We start from the raw sequence: 17706 nt of genomic DNA on the forward strand, positions 1-17706 counted from the left end.
GTTAGGGAATCTCTGACAATGTTAACCTGTAACGACCCCCATTTATGGAGACTTTGACCTTTGAATAATCAGCAACTGCCCGGTGTGAGCTTTGTCCGAGCCGCAACCACCCCTGACAAGGTAGGGGTAGAGGGTCTCGAAGCTAAGTGGGGTCCAAGCTGGGATGCTTCAGCCACTTATAGCTTTGATAAATCTGCAGCCAAGGCAAATATCTATTCAATTGACACTCCTCCTCCTACGGTTTCGGGCTCTCTGCACGTAGGTCACGTCTTTAGCTATACCCACACCGATTTGATTGCCAGATACCAGCGCATGCTAGGTAAAGAGGTGTACTACCCGATGGGTTGGGACGACAACGGTTTACCTACCGAGCGTCGCGTTCAAAACTTCTACGGAGTCCGCTGCGATCCAACACTTGCCTACCAAAAAGACTTCGTTCCTCCTTTTGAAGGCGGCGACGGAAAATCTTCCAAGGCAGCCGATCAGATTCCAATTTCGAGAAGAAACTTCATTGAGCTTTGCGAAAAGCTGACCCTCGAAGATGAGAAGCACTTTGAAGCTCTATGGCGTCAGCTTGGTTTGTCCATCGACTGGTCTCAGACCTACCAAACTATTTCCCCGGATGCTCAGGCGGTTTCGCAAAAAGCCTTTCTAAACAACCTCTCACGTGGCGAGGCCTACCAGGCTATGGCGCCGACTCTCTGGGACGTGACCTTTAGAACTGCAGTAGCTCAAGCGGAGTTAGAAGATCGTGATCAGCCAGGTGCTTACCACCGCATTGGTTTTGACGGTCCGGATGGAAAAATCTTTATTGAAACTACTAGACCTGAACTAATCCCTGCCTGTGTAGCACTTGTTGCACACCCCGACGATGAGCGCTACCAGCCGATGTTTGGCAAGACCGTAAAAACTCCACTGTTTGGCGTTGAGGTTCCAGTGCTGGCTCACCACCTTGCTCAGAAAGACAAGGGTTCTGGAATCGCAATGATCTGTACCTTCGGTGACGTGACCGACGTAATCTGGTGGCGCGAACTTGATCTTCCTAACCGTGCAATCCTGGGCTGGGATGGCCGAATTGTTTCCGAGGCACCGGAAGTGATCAGCGATGCCAAAGGTAAAGACATTTTTGCTCAGCTAGCTGGAAAGACTGTCTTCTCGGCAAAGCAGACAATCGTCGAGCTACTGCAGGCCTCCGGTGACATGGTTGGCGAACCAAAGCCAATCACTCACCCGGTAAAGTTTTTTGAAAAAGGCGACAAGCCGCTGGAGATTGTATCGACTCGCCAGTGGTACATCCGAAACGGTGGTCGCGACCAAGTACTGCGGCAAAAGCTAATTGAGCTTGGAAAGACCCTCAAGTTCCACCCTGATTTCATGCGGGTTCGTTTTGAGAACTGGGTCAACGGTCTAACCGGTGACTGGTTGATTTCAAGGCAGCGATTCTTTGGTGTTCCAATTCCAGTTTGGTATCAGCTTGATGCCGACGGAAACCCAGACTTCGAAAAAGTTATTACGCCTGATGTCCAAAGCTTGCCTGTAGACCCCTCCAGCCAATGCCCTTCTGGCTTCACAGAAGATCAGCGCGGGAAGCCAAATGGCTTTATCGGCGAAGTCGACATCATGGACACCTGGGCGACTTCTTCTTTGACTCCTCAACTAGCTGGTGGCTGGATTTCTGATCCTGAAAAGTACGCCAAGGTCTTCCCGTTTGATCTGAGACCTCAAGGTCAAGACATCATTCGTACCTGGTTATTCTCAACCGTGCTGCGCTCATTCCAAGAAGAAGGCGTGCTGCCCTGGTCAGACGCTGCTCTTTCGGGTTGGATTCTCGATCCAGATCGCAAGAAGATGTCTAAATCCAAAGGCAACGTCGTAGTTCCAAACGATCTGCTAGATGAGCACGGCTCCGACGCGGTTCGCTACTGGGCTTCCTCGGCAAGACTTGGTACCGACGCCGCCTTTGACGTAGGGCAAATGAAAGTCGGTAGGCGCCTTGCAATCAAGGTTCTAAACGCTGCAAAGTTTGTTCTTTCATTTGAAGCCACCTCTGACTCAAAAGAAGTTACCGAGCCAATTGACCGCGCAATGCTGAGCGCTTTGTCAGAAGTTGTTATCCAGGCTGGAAAAGCATTCGAATCATACGACCACACCAAGGCTCTGGAGCTGACCGAGACTTTCTTCTGGAACTTCACTGATGACTACCTAGAGCTAGTAAAAGAACGCGCCTACGGTCAAGACACATCGCCAGAGGCTCAGGCCTCGGCAGTGCTAGCTCTTCGTATTTCCCTTCACACTCAACTGCGTTTGCTGGCGCCGTTCATCCCTTTCGCAACTGAAGAGGCTTGGAGCTGGTGGCAAGAAGGAAGTATTCACCGCACCACCTGGCCGCTAGCCTCCGAGCTAGAAGGCTTCACTCAGGGTCAATCAGCTTCCATGCTCAAAACTGCTTCAGATGCTCTGATGGGTGTTCGCAAGGCGAAATCTGACCAGCAGCTTTCGATGAAAGCTGAGATAACTTCTCTAACAATCAGCGCACCAGAAGAGAGGCTCCAGGAGCTCAAACAGCTGGAATCAGACCTGCGTTCGGTCGGAAAGATTGAGAAGATTTCCTTTGTAGCTGGGGACGTACTGGCTATCTCGAACGTTTCATTCAAGCCAGAAAACTAGCTACTACTAGTTTCAGCCGCGACCTAACTTGGGCAGCGGTAAGCGCTGCCAAGCCAGAACCAGCATTCCGGCAACCAGCGCCCAGAATGCACCGCCTATTCCAAACACACTTATTCCTGTAGCGCCAACCACGAACGTAATCGCTGCTGGCAAACGAAGTTCTTTGTCTTCTAGGGAAACTCCAATGGCAGAGACAAAGCTTGGGAGCAACGCGATTCCCACAACCGCTAGCAATAGTTCTGTTGGAACTGCCAACACGAAGGCCGCAAAAAAACCTGCTCCAATGGCAAATAGCCAATAGACGAGTCCACCGACGAAAGATGCTACCCATCTTCGAGCGGGATCTTTCGCTGCTTGCTCGTTCGCGTTAATGGCTGCGGTGATGGCTGCCAGGTTCATTCCGAATCCTCCAAAGAATGAAGCAACCACAGTTGCAATGCCGGTTGATCCAAGAACGGCGCGAACTGGAAGGATGTATCCGAAGCCCTTCATTATGGCTGTGCCAGGCAGATTCTGAGATGCCATGGTTATCAGATACAGCGGAATTCCAATCGAGAACATCGGAACTAATTCGAAGGCAGGTATAACAACATCAAAGCTCGGGAACAAGCTCGCCCCCTCGAGCCAGCTGGTTCCAACCTGAGCGTTGATGAGCCCGAAAGCCAACACAATAGTAATCGGCGTTGCCCAAACTGGCGAAATACGGTTGAGCAAAAACCAAACCAAAACAAATGGCAGGACCAAAAGCGGATAATCAACAGAAGCTCGAACGGTACTTATGACGAAGGTGAACAAGATTCCAGCCAGCATGGCTGATGCAATCGCAGCCGGAATTCGCTGAACCAGCCTTGCAAGAGCCGGCCAAAAACCTGTGATGGTCAGAAGTACTCCTGAGAGAAAGAATCCGCCAATTGCTTGTTCGAATTCCAGTCCCAGGCCAGCCGAGGCTGCGAGAAATGCAGCTCCGGGTGTTGACCAAACAATTGAGATTGGCATTTTGTATCGGTAGCTCAGCACAGTCGATAGAAGTCCATAACCAAACAGCAAAACAAAAATCGCAGTGGAGGTTTGTTCTCTGGTTGCACCCATCGCCAAGAGCCCGGCGATTGCGATTCCGAAAGTGGCTGCGGATCCTGAAACGGATGCAACAAATCCTGCGATTATTGGGGCTTTTAGTTCAGGCTTGCGCGTTGCCGCAGAGCTCATTTACTAAGCGGACTTTTCTTGGGCTGACTTCTTGAAGGCGACAATTTGAGCTTCCTTGTTGCCAAGTACTACATCCTTGGTGATCTTTACAATTCCTTGAGTTTCCATAGTTGGAATCTCGAACATGATTGGACCCAAAATGTTTTCCAGGATTGCTCGCAGTCCTCGAGCTCCGGTTTCTCTCTCGATGGCTAGATCCGCCATCAGCTCAAGAGCCGGTTTGTCAAACTCCAACTCGAAACCATCCAGCTCAAACATTCTCTGGTACTGCTTGGTCAAAGCGTTTTTTGGAACTGTCAAGATATCCATTAAAGCTGCACGGTCAAGTGGCTCAACGGTTGCAATAACCGGCAATCTTCCGATGAATTCAGGAATTAAGCCAAATTTACGTAGGTCTTCTGACTGCACATCATTGAAGATGTCTGGGTCGATGCCGTGAGCACGGACTTCATTTCCAAATCCAATTCCGCGCTTTCCAGACCGGTTAGAAATGATCTCCTCTAGACCTGCAAAGGCACCTGCAACGATAAACAGCACATTTGTGGTGTCAATCTGGATGAATTCCTGTTGAGGGTGCTTTCTTCCGCCCTGCGGTGGAACCGAAGCAATGGTACCCTCAAGAATTTTCAACAGTGCTTGCTGGACACCTTCACCAGAAACATCTCGGGTAATGGAAGGATTCTCGGCTTTGCGAGAGATCTTGTCAATTTCGTCGATGTAGATAATGCCCTGCTCAGCGCGCTTGACGTCAAAGTCAGCTGCCTGCAATAACTTCAGCAAAATGTTCTCTACGTCTTCTCCAACGTAGCCAGCTTCTGTGAGCGCTGTTGCGTCAGCTACTGCAAATGGAACATTTAGGCGCTTAGCCAAAGTCTGAGCCAGGTAGGTCTTACCGCAACCGGTTGGACCAATCATTAAAATATTAGACTTGGCAATCTCAATTGCATCGTGCTCTTTACCGGCAGCAGTTAATGTGCCTACCGAGCGAATTCGTTTGTAGTGGTTATAAACGGCAACCGAGAGAACTTTCTTGGCTTTGTCTTGACCGATAACGTACTCATCCAAATAGCCATAGATTTCTTTTGGCTTTGGAAGTTCGATGTCTTCAAACTCTTTAGTGGCAGCTGCGCCGAGTTCTTCCTCAATGATTTCGTTGCAAAGCTCGATGCACTCGTCGCAGATGTAAACACCTGGACCGGCAATTAGCTTGCGAACCTGCTTCTGGCTCTTTCCGCAGAAAGAACACTTAAGTAGGTCGCCAGACTCACTGAGTTTTGTCATAGATAAAACCCTATTACCAAGCCCCGACAATCAAGGTTAGGTTGCCCCCAGTATTTACTTGGCAGGTAGCGGATTCTTGCGAGAAGTGAGGACCTGGTCAATAAGTCCGTACTCAAGAGCCTCATCGGCGGTCAAAATCTTGTCGCGATCGATGTCCTTGTTCACTTCTGGAATGCTGCGGTTCGAGTGCTTGGACAAAGTTGCCTCAAGCCATTCGCGCAAGCGCATAATCTCTTTGGCCTGAATCTCAATATCCGAAGCTTGTCCCCGACCTGAGTCTCCGGTAGCTGGCTGGTGAATCAAAATTCGAGCATTAGGAAGAGCAAGACGTTTACCAGGAGAACCAGCGGCGAGAAGAACTGCTGCGGCTGATGCAGCTTGACCTAGGCAAACGGTTTGAATGTGCGGACGGATGTACTGCATGGTGTCGTAGATTGCAGTCATCGCAGTAAAGGAGCCACCAGGTGAGTTGATGTACATGGTGATATCGCGATCTGGATCCTGGCTTTCTAGCACCAGTAGCTGCGCCATTACGTCATCGGCTGATGCGTCATCAACTTGAACACCTAGGAAAACAATTCTGTCTTCAAACAGCTTGTTGTAAGGGTCCTGGCGCTTGAAACCATAAGAGGTGCGCTCTTCGAAGCTTGGAAGAATGTAGCGAGCTTCTGGACTCAACTTTGAAAGATCAATAGACAATTGGGAGCTACTTCCTACTTGTTTCCAACACCGGTGGCGACGCCAGCAGATGCCTGAATGTGGTCAATGAATCCGTACTCGAGTGCTTCGGCAGCGGTGAACCAACGGTCGCGGTCGCCATCAGCCATGATCTGCTCGAGAGTCTTTCCAGTCTGGTCAGCGGTGATCTGAGCTAGCTGACGTTTCATGGACATAATCAGTTCGGCTTGAGTCTGAATGTCGGATGCAGTTCCACCGAAGCCACCTAGTGGCTGGTGAAGAAGTACCCGAGTGTTTGGGGTTGCGTAGCGCTTGCCCTTTGTTCCGGAAGATAGCAGGAACTGTCCCATGGAAGCTGCCATACCAATTCCAACGGTCACAATGTCGTTAGGTACGTACTGCATGGTGTCATAAATGGCCATACCGGCAGTGATTGATCCACCAGGTGAGTTGATGTACAGATAAATGTCCTTGGTGGAATCTTCCGCTGCTAGGAAGAGGATCTTTGCACAAATATCATTTGCGTTGTCATCTCTTACTTCGCTTCCAAGCCAGATGATTCTGTCCTTAAGCAACCGCTCAACGGTTGAGAACTTGTCCATAGCTTTTTCTGCCATTTGTAGCTTGCTCCTAGTTTTGGTGGGGCCTATCTGGAACAAAGATACTTCCAAAAATGCCAAGAATCGGCCTTGTTCGCCGAGGGCAATAAAGCGTGTGTCTTAGTCGTGGTCGTGGCCAGCGTGGGACTGCTCTGGAGTAGCTGTGCCCTTTAGAAACTCAGTTAGATCCACGATAGCTCCTGCCTTATCGGTGACTACCGCCTCAGACAAAACCGCGTGCAGGGCCTTGCGTCTTGAGACCTCTCCAACGAATGCCGGCACCTGACCGTTTTTACTTATGGTCTCGATGAATTCGTTCGGGTCCATGCCGTAGTTCTGGCTACTCATAACCAGGTACTGCATTAGCTCCTGCTCGTTGACTTTTACCTTCTCAGCTTCGGCAATTTCATCAAGCAACATCTGAACCTTGAAAGACTTCTCAGATTCCTCAGTGACCTCGGCACGGTGCTTGTCATCTTGCAATCTGCCTTCGCCTTCTAAGTGGCGGTGAACATCAGATTCAATAGTTGCCTTAGAAACTTGAACATCGACAAGCTTTAGAAGGTTGTCTGTCAAAACATTTCTTGCCTGCGCACCTTGAGAGAAAGTCTTGGCTTTGGCAATCTGAGTCTCAATGTCGTCCTTGAGCTCTTTCAAGGTATCGAACTGGCTTGCCATTTTTGCAAAAGCATCATCGGCTGCTGGAAGCTCGCGCTCTTTTACGGCGATCACCTTGACCGTGACTTCAGCCTCAACTCCGGCCATGTCACCGCCAACTAGCTTGGAGCGGAAAATTGTGGTCTCACCGGCGGTCAAAGTATCAATTGCCTCATCGATACCGTCAAGTAGATTCCCGGAACCAACTTCGTAGGAGATGTTCTCCGCTGAGTCAATTTCTTTGCCTTCGATGGCTGCGCTCAGGTCGATTGCTACAAAATCACCCTTCTTGGCTGCGCGCTCAACTGTCTTTAGAGTTCCAAAGCGAGCGCGAAGAGCATCTAGTTCTTCCTCAACTTCTTTGCCCGCAACTTTAATGGTGTCAACTTCTACCTTTATACCTTTGTAGCTAGGCAACTTGATCTCTGGTCTTACCTCGACCTCAATTTCAACAACTAGGTTTCCCTGGAATGTCTTCTCGTCCGGTGAGGACTTCACGTCGGCTTGTGGCTGGCCAAGAGGGCGCAGTTTGGCTTCTTCTAGGGCCTTTTTGTAGATACTGTCGAGACCGTCGTTGATGGCGTGGGCCAAAATAGCTGGGCGACCAACTCGCTGATCCAAAATCGCGGCTGGGATTTTGCCTTTTCTAAATCCTGGGACATTGACCTGCTCAGCGATGTGCTCGTAGGCATGATCAAGAGAAGGCTTGAACTCTTCTGGAGTGACTTCGATGTTGAGCTTTACGCGAGTTGGATTAATGCGATCGACTTTGGTCTTCAAACTAATCTCCTGGGTGTAAGCCCTTGCATAATGGGCAGAGCGTTTATGTTTTTGTGGTCGGGGTGACAGGACTCGAACCTGCGATATCCTGCTCCCAAAGCAGGCGCGCTAGCCACTACGCTACACCCCGGTGGATTGATGGCTTTTACACCTTCAACAACCTCGGTTAGTCTATCCCATAGAATAGAGGCGCTGCGAACAGCGTTCGCGGGTGTAGCTCAATGGTAGAGCCTCAGTTTTCCAAACTGATGGCGCGGGTTCGATTCCCGTCACCCGCTCCAATCACCTCTGGCACTTAGGGCACCAATAGAGCTTTCTAGCCAAAAACTCCTCCATCGCTACCTTCTTATTGCACACCCTGCATTCCAGACCTTCGCGCTTATATACAAAGTATCGATCTTTCACCAACACCCGGCCACTTTGGTGATCATCGCGGGTGAGCATCATGCCGGTTTTGACTCCGATCCTCATCAGCTTCACCGCGTCATCCCAGATTTCAATAAGTGCGCTCTCTTTGATCTTCTCCCCAGGTGTTGTTGGGTTCAGACCAGCTCGAAACAACAACTCAGCGCGATAAACGTTTCCGATGCCGCTGATAACTGCCTGATTCATAAGCGCTGCGCCAATTGGGACTTTAGAGTTTTTCACCTTTGAAACAAACCTCAGAATCTCCAAACCCTTTGGGTCAGGATTCAATGGGTCTGGGCCAAGCCTTTTTAGAACCAGATTCACGCCATCTTGATCAATGACTTCACATACGGTTGGGCCTCGAAGATCTGCCGAGGCTGTGCTTACTCCAAAGCGAGCCCGAACCTGGCCCCAGATATCTGGCGCCTTGGCAATTGGAACTTGATAGAAGTTCCACTTTCCATAAATCCCGAGATGGATACGAATCGTGAGGTCGTTATCAAACCCCAGAAACAATTGCTTACCAACAGCTGTAGATTCCATGAGCTTTCGTCCCGACACCAGCTTTGCGTCAGATTCAAAGCGTCCCTGGGGTGAAAGTATCTTGACCTTGGAGCCTAAGTATTCGTTTCTAAAGGTATTAGCAACGCGGTGAATGGAATGGCCCTCGGGCACTTTTTAGCCACCAAGCTTTGCTAACGCAAGTTTTGAAACCTCGGATGCTTGTTTGCTTCTGATTGCTATCTTCTCGCCGGTGTGCAAACTGAACACAACACCTTCGCCCTTGCTTGGAATAAAAGCAAGGGTTCTACCCGACACCCGGATGCCAAGCCCTCCAAAATTCCAGGCGTTCATCGAAGCTGTCTCGACAGATTTAACATCCTTCATGGGAATGCTTAAGACCTTTATTCCTCGAAGCCTAACCACCAACTCATTTCCAATTTCAATTGAAGGAAATGCCAGGGAGAACCAAAGGCTCAACGGAATTAGGACCAGTAACAAGACGATCATAGAAACTGGAAAGCTCGATTGGGCTGAATCTAACGTGCCAACTTGAGTAGCAGTTGCAGAGAACATAATCACAAATAGCATCCAATAGATGATTGAAAAAACGGCATTCACGAACTTCCGAATCAAAGGCGATTTTCTCTGTAGCCAATGAAACAAAATCTGTAGAGCTAAAGGAATCAATATTGCTGGCGCTACAACCAACATGTAGGAATCACGAGAGATAAATCCGTCGGCTTGGCCAGTAATTCCCCAATGAATTGCAACTGGGTCAGGAAGCGCACCCGAGGCAATCAGGAAAGAAACCCATCCCAGAAACAGTGCTGCAGATGCCGGTATTAGAAAAACCCTGTTTATTCTCGAAAAGCTCAATAGCATCTAAAGCTGCACTTCTCCGGTTTGTTCGTAAGTTGCAATTTTGCCGATGCGTCTGGAGTGACGTTCATCGCCACTAAAGGGCTCTTGGATAAAAAGTTGAATGAGCTCGAGCACTTCTTCTTTGGAGTGCTGCCTTGCTCCAACCGCAATGACGTTGGCGTCATTGTGTGATCGGGCTAGCTTTGCAGTGTCCTGGTTCCAAACCAGGGCCGCACGGATTCCGGCAACTTTATTGGCAGCCATCTGCTCGCCGTTTCCCGAACCGCCGAGCACAACACCCAGAGCCTGAACACCGGCTTGCTGATCGGCAATCACCGCAAGCGCTGCATTTATACAAAAGCCCGGGTAGTCATCGAGTGGATCAAAAGATTTTGGTCCGTGATCAAAAACGTCATGACCTGCTGCGGTTAGCGAATCAATCAGAAAGTGGCTGGTTTCAAGCCCCGCGTGATCGGTTGCGATGTGAATTCTCATTTGCTCTCCCTGTCGAATCCGCTTCTAATAAAACGTATGACCAAAGAGCCAATAATCGCCGTTAGAAATACGTAGCTCAACGTTATTGCCTGAAGACTAACTGACAGAACCACCGGTCCAGCGATAGCCGCAATGACCATCGAAAACTCCCCGCGAGGGGTCAAAAAAGCTCCGGCCCTAATCCACATGGACTTATCGTTCATGTCTTTAGCAATCCACCAGCCAACGGCAAACTTGCCTGCGACTCCAACCAAAACCAGAACGGCAACAGCAGGGAACACTTCAATCAGGTCTACAAAATCTGTTGAAAGACCGAAGAATAAAAAGAAGATTGCAGCAAACAGATCCCTAAGAGATCCCAGCCGACCTCGAACGGTGTTGGCAACCTCGCCAGTTAGAAGTAGTCCAACCAGAAATGCTGCTACAGCTCCAGAAAAACCTGCCAAGCCTGCAACACCAGCTGCTAGCAGCGCGGAGCCAAAAACAGTAAGCAGAAGAGCGCTTGGAACGTCGGGGTTGAGGATTCTCGACCACTGAGCAGTGCCTCGGTAGGAAATGATCAAAATGATTCCGGTGATAATCAAAGCAAACGATACCGAGATCAAACCTGTCAGTGCCGATAGACCAAGCACTAGCGAGGTAAGAAGTGGCAAGTACGGAGCAAGAGCTAAGTCTTCAAATACCAAAATTGTCACGATACGTTTTGAAAGCTCAGAGCGCCTCCAGCCGGATTCACGTATCAGTTCTGATGCGATTCCAGAAGATGAGACGTAACTGATTCCGCCAAGAGCAAGTGCGGCAAGCGGTCCCCAGCCAAACAAAAGCGCCAGAGCGGCGCCGGGAATAAAGTTCACTGCCACGTCAAAAAAGCCAGCTGATTTTCTTTCCTTGAAGGCTTTGGCTAGATCAGGTGCGGAGTGCTCGAGCCCAAGTAGCAGTAGCAACAAAATTGCGCCAATTTGTGCACCAATATCGAGAAAGTCTTGACTCAAGCTGATAAGTCCAAAGCCCCCCTGGCCAACAACTAAACCAACGAGTAGATAGATAGGTACAACGGAAAAGCGAATCTTGGCTGCTACGAAAGCGATGATTCCAAGCCCCAGCAACAGCGCACCAATCTCAGTTAGCGTCGACGCCGTTTCGGCGGAAGCCCCCAAGGCCATTACTGGTTCAATCACAAGGTCATTGTTTCACACACTCTGGCTCCCAGTTAGGCTTTGAAGCAATACCAGCCAGAAAGGTCACCCCCTCGTGCCCGGAGAAAACCTCACAAGAAAAGAAGCTATCGAGCGTGCAAGCATCGTTAGCGTTCAAAGCTATTCAGTAGAGATTGATCTAACTCAAGGAGCTGAGCTTTTTGGCTCAACCACTAGGGTGCGCTTCAGTGCCAAAGAGGGCTCATCAACATTCATTGATGCCATAACCGGTGCAGTTCACTCGGTGGTACTAAATGGCAAGGTACTTCAGCCAGCCGAAGTTTCAGATGGTATCCGCATTCAGCTTCCAACTTTGGAAAAAGAGAACGAACTAGTTATTGTTGCCCAGGGTAAATACACCAATACCGGTGAAGGTCTGCACCGCTTTGTAGATCCTGTCGATCAAGAAATTTACCTTTATACCCAGTTTGAGGTGCCTGACTCGAGAAGAATGTTTGCGGTCTTCGAGCAGCCAGATCTAAAAGCTACCTTTTCTTTCAATATCACTGCCCCTAGCTACTGGAAGGTTATTTCTAACTCCCCCACCCCAGAACCACATGAGCTTCGCGAGGGAGTCTCGGTTTGGAACTTCGAACCGACGCCACGCATTTCTAGCTACATCACCGCACTTGTGGCAGGACCTTACGTTGAGGTCAACGACGAGCTTGTTTCAAGCTCTGGCAAAGTGGTTCCACTTGGAGTGTTTTGCCGAAAATCACTGTTTGAGCACTTGGATGCCGAATACATTTTTGACAAGACCAAGCAGGGATTCGTTTTCTTTGAGTCTCAGTTTGGGGTTGCCTACCCATTCGAGAAGTACGACCAGCTCTTTGTCCCTGAGTTCAACGCCGGCGCGATGGAAAACGCTGGTGCGGTGACTTTCACCGAAACCTACGTCTTTAGATCCAAGGTCACAGATGCCACCCGTGAGCGTCGAGTGGTGACTATCTTGCACGAACTAGCACACATGTGGTTTGGCGATCTAGTGACAATGCGCTGGTGGAACGATCTTTGGCTAAATGAATCCTTTGCCGAATACGCTTCAACACTGGCAACCCAGGAAGCCACCGAGTGGCACGGAGCCTGGGCTACCTTCGCATCTTTAGAAAAGGCTTGGGCTTACCGCCAGGACCAACTTCCATCGACTCACCCAATCGTTGCAGAGATTAATGACCTAGAAGATGTCCAAGTGAATTTCGATGGAATCACATATGCAAAGGGAGCATCTGTCCTAAAGCAGCTCGTTGCTTGGGTAGGACAAGAGCCTTTCATGCGAGGTGTCTCTGCTTACTTCAAAAAGCACGCGTATCAAAACACTGAGCTTTCAGATCTGCTCAAAGAACTCGAGGCCGAAAGCGGAAGAGAACTATCCGAGTGGTCCAAGCTGTGGTTGGAAACTGCAGGAGTAAATCTGCTTCGGGCCGAAATTGAAGAAAAAGATGGAACAATTTCTTCCTTCTCAATTCAGCAGTCCGCCATTGCCGACTACCCGTACCTAAGACCGCATCGTCTCGCAGTTGGATTTTACAACGAAGTCGGTGGCAAGCTAGTCCGCACTGAAAGAGTGGAACTAGACGTTCAAGGCGCAAAGACCGTAGTTCCTGAACTAGCGGGCAAAAAGCGCCCCGACCTGATCTTGCTCAATGATGATGATCTGACCTACGCGAAAATCAGACTTGACGAAACTTCCTGGGCAACTGCTTTGGCGAAGCTATCCTCCATTGAAGATCCGCTAGCACGGGCCCTGGTTTGGGGATCAGCCTGGGATGCAACTAGGGATGGCGAGAAATCAGGACGCGCATTTATTGATTTAGTTCTAGCGCACATCGCAAATGAGACCGAATCCACCACGATGATGACGTGCCTTAGGCAGCTGCTAACGGTTGCGAATTTGTATGTTGCACCAGAGTACAGACTGGAATCCCAGCTGAAAGTTGCAGACGGGTTATGGAAGCTCGCTCAGAACGCCCAGGCCGGATCCGATGCTCAGCTTCAGTTTGTGAAGTTCTTTGCCCAGTTTGCAAGAAGTGATAAGCAGCTAACAACAGTTGCCGATCTACTAAGTGGCAAAACTCAAATGGATGGCCTGGAAATCGATACCGATCTTCGCTGGGAGCTATTGACCGCCCTTTCAGTTGGAGGAAAGGTCACTAAGGAACGCATCGACGTTGAGCTAGAAGCTGACAATACTGCCAACGGCCAAAAAGCTCACGCCGCAGCTGTGGCTGCAATGCCGGATCTAAAATCCAAGCAAGATATCTTCCACAAACTTGTTGACACCGATCAGATGAGCAACGCACTTGTGAATTCCGCCAGTTTGGCATTTGGTCGAGTTTTGGATACTGCCGTGCTCGAGCCATTTGTGGATCAGTACTTCTCAAAGGTGCTTTCAATCTGGGAAAACAAGAGCTATCACATGGCTGAGTACTTGCTGGTAAATCTCTACCCCCTTGCCATTGTTAACCAGGCCCTGGCCAATCAAACCGAGCAGTTCTTGAAAAATCCTGAGCTTGCTTCCAAGCCGGCGCTGAAGCGAATAATTGTAGAAAACCTCGCGAACGTGCAGCGAGCATTGAGTGCCCAAAGCACTGACAAGAAAAGCTAGCCAAATAAGCAAATGACTGAAGAGTTTGAAGACGCAGCACGGGTAGAGACCGTACGCATTAAGGGTCTTTCCGGTGAACGAGTTGGTGGAAACTTCTTTGAACTAATCGGCGGTAGCGCTACTTTCAAGAAACTAACTGACAAGTTCTATGAAGGTGTAGCAACCGATGATGTTTTGCGACCGATGTATCCAGAAGATGACTTGGGTCCGGCTGCCGAGAGACTAAGGATGTTTCTTGAGCAGTATTGGGGTGGTCCAACCACCTACCAAGAAACTCGTGGCCACCCAAGACTCCGTATGAGGCACTCCCCAATCAAAATCAATCCTTTGGCCAGGGAGCGTTGGCTTTTTCACATGAAGGCCGCGGTTGACTCTCTTGCGCTTGCCCCCATGCACCAAGCTGAGCTCTGGGGATACTTAGATCGTGCTGCTACCGCGATGCTAAACAGCTTCGAAGATTAGAAGTGTTTTGCTTCCTTAGAAAGCACATGACCAAACTCGGTTGAAAGCCTGACCCAACCCTGGGAATGAAAAATTGGCACGTCTTGGTCTTTGACTAAAAACCCAAGTCCTGCCGCAGCAAACGCCGCTCCTGCAGGAACCTTGGATTCAACATCGATAGCCCTGCCCCAAACCTCTGCGCGAATTCGAGCGGCAATCGGTCCCCCTACTGACTCCGGGATTGTTTCGGCAACTTCAGTGATTCCCTTTTTGGCGGTGTTGGTTAGAAGCTCTTCGCGAAGCACTCCAGCTTCAACCCAACCGGTTCTCGGTGGTGATACTCCAGCCCAGGGAACTCGCTCGGTTGAAGCCATGTCAAAAACAAAGCGCTCGTCACTGACTGGCTTCTCGAGTTCAAAGGCGATTCGATCCAAAACAGCCTGGATAGGAACCAGGATGTTGATCTCTGCTTCCGACTTGAGCTCCATTGTGCGAAGCCCTAAGACTGTGGGTCCATCATCCAAAATTGCAGCTGGAAACAGCGGCGCAACGTAGGCGGTCAGCAAAGTTCCAAATGCTCTCAGGCGAACTGTGCCCTTCTGGTCCATCTTCTTAGCCCTGGTTAGGTAGGACTTTAGGTCCAGAGCAGTTTGCTCATCAAGAAGCTGGAAGGTGTTTTTCATTAGAGAACTAAACTTACCCCTGAAAGCTATCCCCTCAAGTTAGGACACCGATTTCAGTGAGCAAGGTGCAGCCACCCGAAGATCCACTAGCCGATTTGATATTCGCGCTGGATATCAAAGATGCCGGCGGAGCAAGAACTAAAGAGGATATCTTTATTGGTCCATCACAGTGGATGCCACACGGACGAGTCTTCGGCGGTCAAGTGCTGGCGCAATGCCACGTGGCTGCAACCAGAACCGTCGACCCAGAGCGAGTACTTCACTCACTACACGGATACTTCTTGCGACCAGGTGATATCGATCTTCCAATTACCTTTTCAGTGGATCGGCTAAGGGACGGAAGATCTTTCTCAACAAGAAGAGTTCAGGCTTACCAAAAAGGTGAGCCGATCTTTTCAATGATTGCCTCTTTTCAGTCTGAGAACCCAGGTCTCACCCACCACGAACAAATGCCGGCAGGAATGACTCAGCCAGAAGATCTTCCCTCGGCTGCAGAAGTTCTTGGAGCAATCCCACATCCAGTTGCACAGTACTGGGCTAAAGCTAGACCGTTCGATTTACGACATGTTCAATCGCCGATCTACTTCGAAGTAAAGGGTGAAGCGGTAGCCCACCAAGCTGTTTGGCTAAAGGCCATTGGAACCTTGCCAGCGTCTCAGACCCTGCACCAAGCAGCACTTGCCTACGCATCAGATTTCACACTTCTAGAAAGCATTTACCGCCGGCACAAAATCTCTTGGGCCAAACCGGGACTGAAAACCGCAAGCCTAGATCACGCGATGTGGTTTCATGCTCCAGCAAAAGTAGATGACTGGATGCTCTACGTTCAAGAATCCCCGGCCGCTCAAAACAGCCGCGGCTTAGCAATTGGAAAGATTTTCAGCAGAGACGGAGTCCTACTGGCAACGGTTGCTCAGGAAGGTATGGTCCGAGTTCCTGATGGACCGATTTCTAGTCTCTTGTCAGTCTTCGGTAGGTAGAACGATGAGGCTTGGCAGCCTCAGGGCCTAGACGCTCAATCTTGTTTGCCTCATAAGAATCGAAGTTTCCTTCGAACCAGTACCAATTATCTGGATCAGCATCGGTGCCTTCGTAAGCCAAGATGTGAGTTGCAACTCGGTCCAAGAACCAACGATCGTGTGTGATCACCACGGCGCAGCCTGGAAATTCCAACAGAGCATTCTCTAAAGAACCAAGAGTTTCAACATCTAGATCGTTAGTTGGCTCATCCAGTAGAAGAAGGTTTCCACCCTGCTTCAATGTCAAAGCAAGATTCAAGCGGTTTCTTTCACCACCGGAAAGCACTCCAGCAGGTTTTTGCTGATCTGGTCCCTTGAAACCAAAGGCTGCAACATACGCCCGAGATGGCATTTCTACTTGACCAACCTGGATGTAATCAAGTCCTCCAGAAACTACTTCCCAAAGACTCTTGTCAGGATCAATTCCGGAGCGGGACTGATCGACGTATGAGATCTTCACGGTCTCACCAATTTTCAGTTCGCCACCGTCAAGCTTTTCTTCATCCATGATCATCTTGAACAAAGTTGACTTACCGACACCGTTGGGTCCGATAACTCCAACAATTCCATTTCTAGGAAGCGTGAAGGAAAGATCAGAAATTAGCGTGCGGTCACCAAATTTCTTGACAAGAGATTTAGCTTCCAAGACAATGCTTCCAAGTCTTGGGCCAGGTGGAATTTGAATCTCTTCAAAATCTAGCTTTCTGGTCTTGTCAGCTTCCGATGCCATCTCTTCATACCTTGCAAGACGAGCCTTCGATTTGGTCTGTCTTGCCTTTGAGGAAGATCTGACCCATTCGAGTTCATCGGAGAGGCGCTTGGCCAACTTGGCATCTTTTTTGCCAGCCACTTCTAAACGTTCTTGTTTTTTCTCAAGATAAGTCGAGTAGTTACCCTCGTATGGGTAAGCCCTGCCTCGATCGAGCTCGAGGATCCACTGCGCCACGTTGTCTAGGAAGTACCTATCGTGTGTTACGGCTAGCACCGCACCTGGATACTTAGCCAAGTGCTGCTCAAGCCAAAGCACGCTCTCTGCGTCCAAATGGTTAGTTGGCTCGTCAAGTAGAAGAAGGTCAGGTTTTTCAAGAAGTAATTTACAAAGTGCAACGCGGCGCTTTTCTCCACCGGAAAGATTAGCTACCGGCGTATCACCTGGAGGACAACGCAATGCATCCATGGCTTGTTCGAGCTGCGAATCTAAATCCCACGCATCAAGGTGATCAATTTGTTCCTGAAGAACACCCATCTCTTCTAAAAGAGTGTCGTAGTCAGCATCCGGGTTGGCAAGCTCCGCGGAGATTTCATTGAATCGATCAAGCTTGGCCTTGGTTTGATGGACTGCTTCTTCAACGTTTCCAAGAACAGTTTTTTCCTCATTTAGTTTTGGCTCCTGCATCAAGATGCCAACTGTGAACCCCTCGCTCAATCGAGCCTCGCCGTTAGATGGAGAATCAAGCCCGGCCATAATCTTGAGCACTGAGGATTTACCAGAACCGTTTGGGCCAACTACACCAATTTTTGCTCCAGGAAGAAACGCCAGTGTCACGTCGTCGAGGATGAGCTTGTCGCCATGTGCCTTGCGGGCTTTAATCATTTGGTAAATAAACTCGGCCATTAGATTTCCTC

Annotated in this window: 15 protein-coding genes and 2 tRNA genes; 5 read left to right on the forward strand and 12 right to left on the reverse strand. The window is 49.5% G+C overall.

The window, feature by feature from the left end; translation table 11 throughout:
* Positions 1-60 precede the first annotated feature (60 nt).
* Entirely contained in the window at positions 61-2667 is a 2607-nt protein-coding gene (gene valS / locus AC8GDC_RS04280) for a valine--tRNA ligase (protein ID WP_506557433.1), read from the forward strand.
* Between the two features lie 12 nt (positions 2668-2679).
* Here the strand turns inward: valS and AC8GDC_RS04285 are convergent, their stop codons facing one another.
* The 6 genes from AC8GDC_RS04285 to AC8GDC_RS04310 form a co-directional block, all read right to left on the reverse strand.
* Entirely contained in the window at positions 2680-3873 is a 1194-nt protein-coding gene (locus AC8GDC_RS04285; protein WP_506557434.1) for a benzoate/H(+) symporter BenE family transporter, read from the reverse strand.
* A gap of 3 nt (positions 3874-3876) precedes the next feature.
* Positions 3877-5154, reverse strand: coding sequence for an ATP-dependent Clp protease ATP-binding subunit ClpX (gene clpX, locus AC8GDC_RS04290; RefSeq protein WP_506557435.1), 1278 nt, complete (start codon positions 5152-5154; stop codon positions 3877-3879).
* Positions 5155-5208: 54 nt separating this feature from the next.
* Positions 5209-5853: an ATP-dependent Clp protease proteolytic subunit gene (locus tag AC8GDC_RS04295; protein ID WP_506557436.1), complete on the reverse strand. Its 645-nt coding sequence runs from the start codon at positions 5851-5853 to the stop codon at positions 5209-5211.
* Between the two features lie 14 nt (positions 5854-5867).
* Positions 5868-6449 (reverse strand): ATP-dependent Clp protease proteolytic subunit, encoded by a 582-nt coding sequence (locus AC8GDC_RS04300; RefSeq protein ID WP_506557437.1) that lies wholly within the window; start codon positions 6447-6449, stop codon positions 5868-5870.
* Between the two features lie 102 nt (positions 6450-6551).
* Complete coding sequence (gene tig / locus AC8GDC_RS04305) at positions 6552-7868, reverse strand: trigger factor (protein ID WP_506557438.1); 1317 nt, start codon at positions 7866-7868, stop codon at positions 6552-6554.
* A 54-nt stretch (positions 7869-7922) separates the two neighbouring features.
* Positions 7923-7998, reverse strand: a tRNA-Pro gene (locus tag AC8GDC_RS04310).
* A gap of 77 nt (positions 7999-8075) precedes the next feature.
* Between AC8GDC_RS04310 and AC8GDC_RS04315 the strand changes: the two genes are divergently transcribed.
* A tRNA-Gly gene (locus tag AC8GDC_RS04315) sits at positions 8076-8149 on the forward strand.
* A 1-nt stretch (position 8150) separates the two neighbouring features.
* Here AC8GDC_RS04315 and AC8GDC_RS04320 read toward each other — a convergent pair.
* Genes AC8GDC_RS04320 through AC8GDC_RS04335 form a run of 4 tightly spaced genes read right to left on the reverse strand, consistent with a single transcriptional unit; the run spans position 8151 to position 11314 of the window.
* Positions 8151-8951: an Fpg/Nei family DNA glycosylase gene (locus tag AC8GDC_RS04320; RefSeq protein ID WP_506557439.1), complete on the reverse strand. Its 801-nt coding sequence runs from the start codon at positions 8949-8951 to the stop codon at positions 8151-8153.
* A 3-nt stretch (positions 8952-8954) separates the two neighbouring features.
* Complete coding sequence (locus tag AC8GDC_RS04325) at positions 8955-9656, reverse strand: DUF1648 domain-containing protein (protein WP_506557440.1); 702 nt, start codon at positions 9654-9656, stop codon at positions 8955-8957.
* 6 nt (positions 9657-9662) lie between these two features.
* Entirely contained in the window at positions 9663-10136 is a 474-nt protein-coding gene (locus AC8GDC_RS04330; RefSeq protein WP_506557441.1) for a ribose-5-phosphate isomerase, read from the reverse strand.
* Complete coding sequence (locus tag AC8GDC_RS04335) at positions 10133-11314, reverse strand: cation:proton antiporter (RefSeq protein ID WP_506557442.1); 1182 nt, start codon at positions 11312-11314, stop codon at positions 10133-10135. Before AC8GDC_RS04335 ends, AC8GDC_RS04330 begins: the two co-directional genes overlap by 4 nt.
* Before the next feature lie 73 nt (positions 11315-11387).
* Here AC8GDC_RS04335 and pepN point away from each other — a divergent pair, with 73 nt between their 5' ends.
* Positions 11388-13937 carry an aminopeptidase N gene (gene pepN, locus AC8GDC_RS04340; RefSeq protein WP_506557443.1) on the forward strand — a complete coding sequence of 850 codons (2550 nt, stop codon included), beginning with the start codon at positions 11388-11390 and terminating at the stop codon, positions 13935-13937.
* Positions 13938-13949: 12 nt separating this feature from the next.
* Positions 13950-14399: a globin gene (locus AC8GDC_RS04345; RefSeq protein WP_506557444.1), complete on the forward strand. Its 450-nt coding sequence runs from the start codon at positions 13950-13952 to the stop codon at positions 14397-14399.
* Here the strand turns inward: AC8GDC_RS04345 and AC8GDC_RS04350 are convergent.
* A complete protein-coding gene (locus AC8GDC_RS04350; protein WP_506557445.1) occupies positions 14396-15061 on the reverse strand; it encodes a DUF8185 domain-containing protein in 666 nt (221 codons plus the stop codon). The genes AC8GDC_RS04345 and AC8GDC_RS04350 overlap by 4 nt on opposite strands.
* 56 nt (positions 15062-15117) lie before the next feature.
* Here AC8GDC_RS04350 and AC8GDC_RS04355 point away from each other — a divergent pair, with 56 nt between their 5' ends.
* Complete coding sequence (locus tag AC8GDC_RS04355; RefSeq protein WP_506557446.1) at positions 15118-16041, forward strand: acyl-CoA thioesterase; 924 nt, start codon at positions 15118-15120, stop codon at positions 16039-16041.
* Here the strand turns inward: AC8GDC_RS04355 and ettA are convergent.
* A complete protein-coding gene (gene ettA / locus AC8GDC_RS04360; RefSeq protein ID WP_506557447.1) occupies positions 16013-17695 on the reverse strand; it encodes an energy-dependent translational throttle protein EttA in 1683 nt (560 codons plus the stop codon). The two genes, AC8GDC_RS04355 and ettA, sit on opposite strands and share 29 nt — an antisense overlap.
* Positions 17696-17706: the final 11 nt, after the last annotated feature.

This window comes from Rhodoluna miladensis (SeqCode) (assembly GCF_965234705.1).
Lineage (GTDB): Bacteria > Actinomycetota > Actinomycetes > Actinomycetales > Microbacteriaceae > Rhodoluna > Rhodoluna miladensis.

Bases quoted from the DNA above. Each gene is read 5' to 3' on its own strand.
- AC8GDC_RS04285 (WP_506557434.1), bottom strand. From the start codon at position 3,873: ATGAGCTCTGCGGCAACGCGCAAGCCTGAACTAAAAGCCCCAATAATC.
- clpX (WP_506557435.1), bottom strand. From the start codon at position 5,154: ATGACAAAACTCAGTGAGTCTGGCGACCTACTTAAGTGTTCTTTCTGC.
- AC8GDC_RS04300 (WP_506557437.1), bottom strand. From the start codon at position 6,449: ATGGCAGAAAAAGCTATGGACAAGTTCTCAACCGTTGAGCGGTTGCTT.
- AC8GDC_RS04330 (WP_506557441.1), bottom strand. From the start codon at position 10,136: ATGAGAATTCACATCGCAACCGATCACGCGGGGCTTGAAACCAGCCAC.
- AC8GDC_RS04345 (WP_506557444.1), top strand. From the start codon at position 13,950: ATGACTGAAGAGTTTGAAGACGCAGCACGGGTAGAGACCGTACGCATT.
- AC8GDC_RS04350 (WP_506557445.1), bottom strand. From the start codon at position 15,061: ATGAAAAACACCTTCCAGCTTCTTGATGAGCAAACTGCTCTGGACCTA.
- ettA (WP_506557447.1), bottom strand. From the start codon at position 17,695: ATGGCCGAGTTTATTTACCAAATGATTAAAGCCCGCAAGGCACATGGC.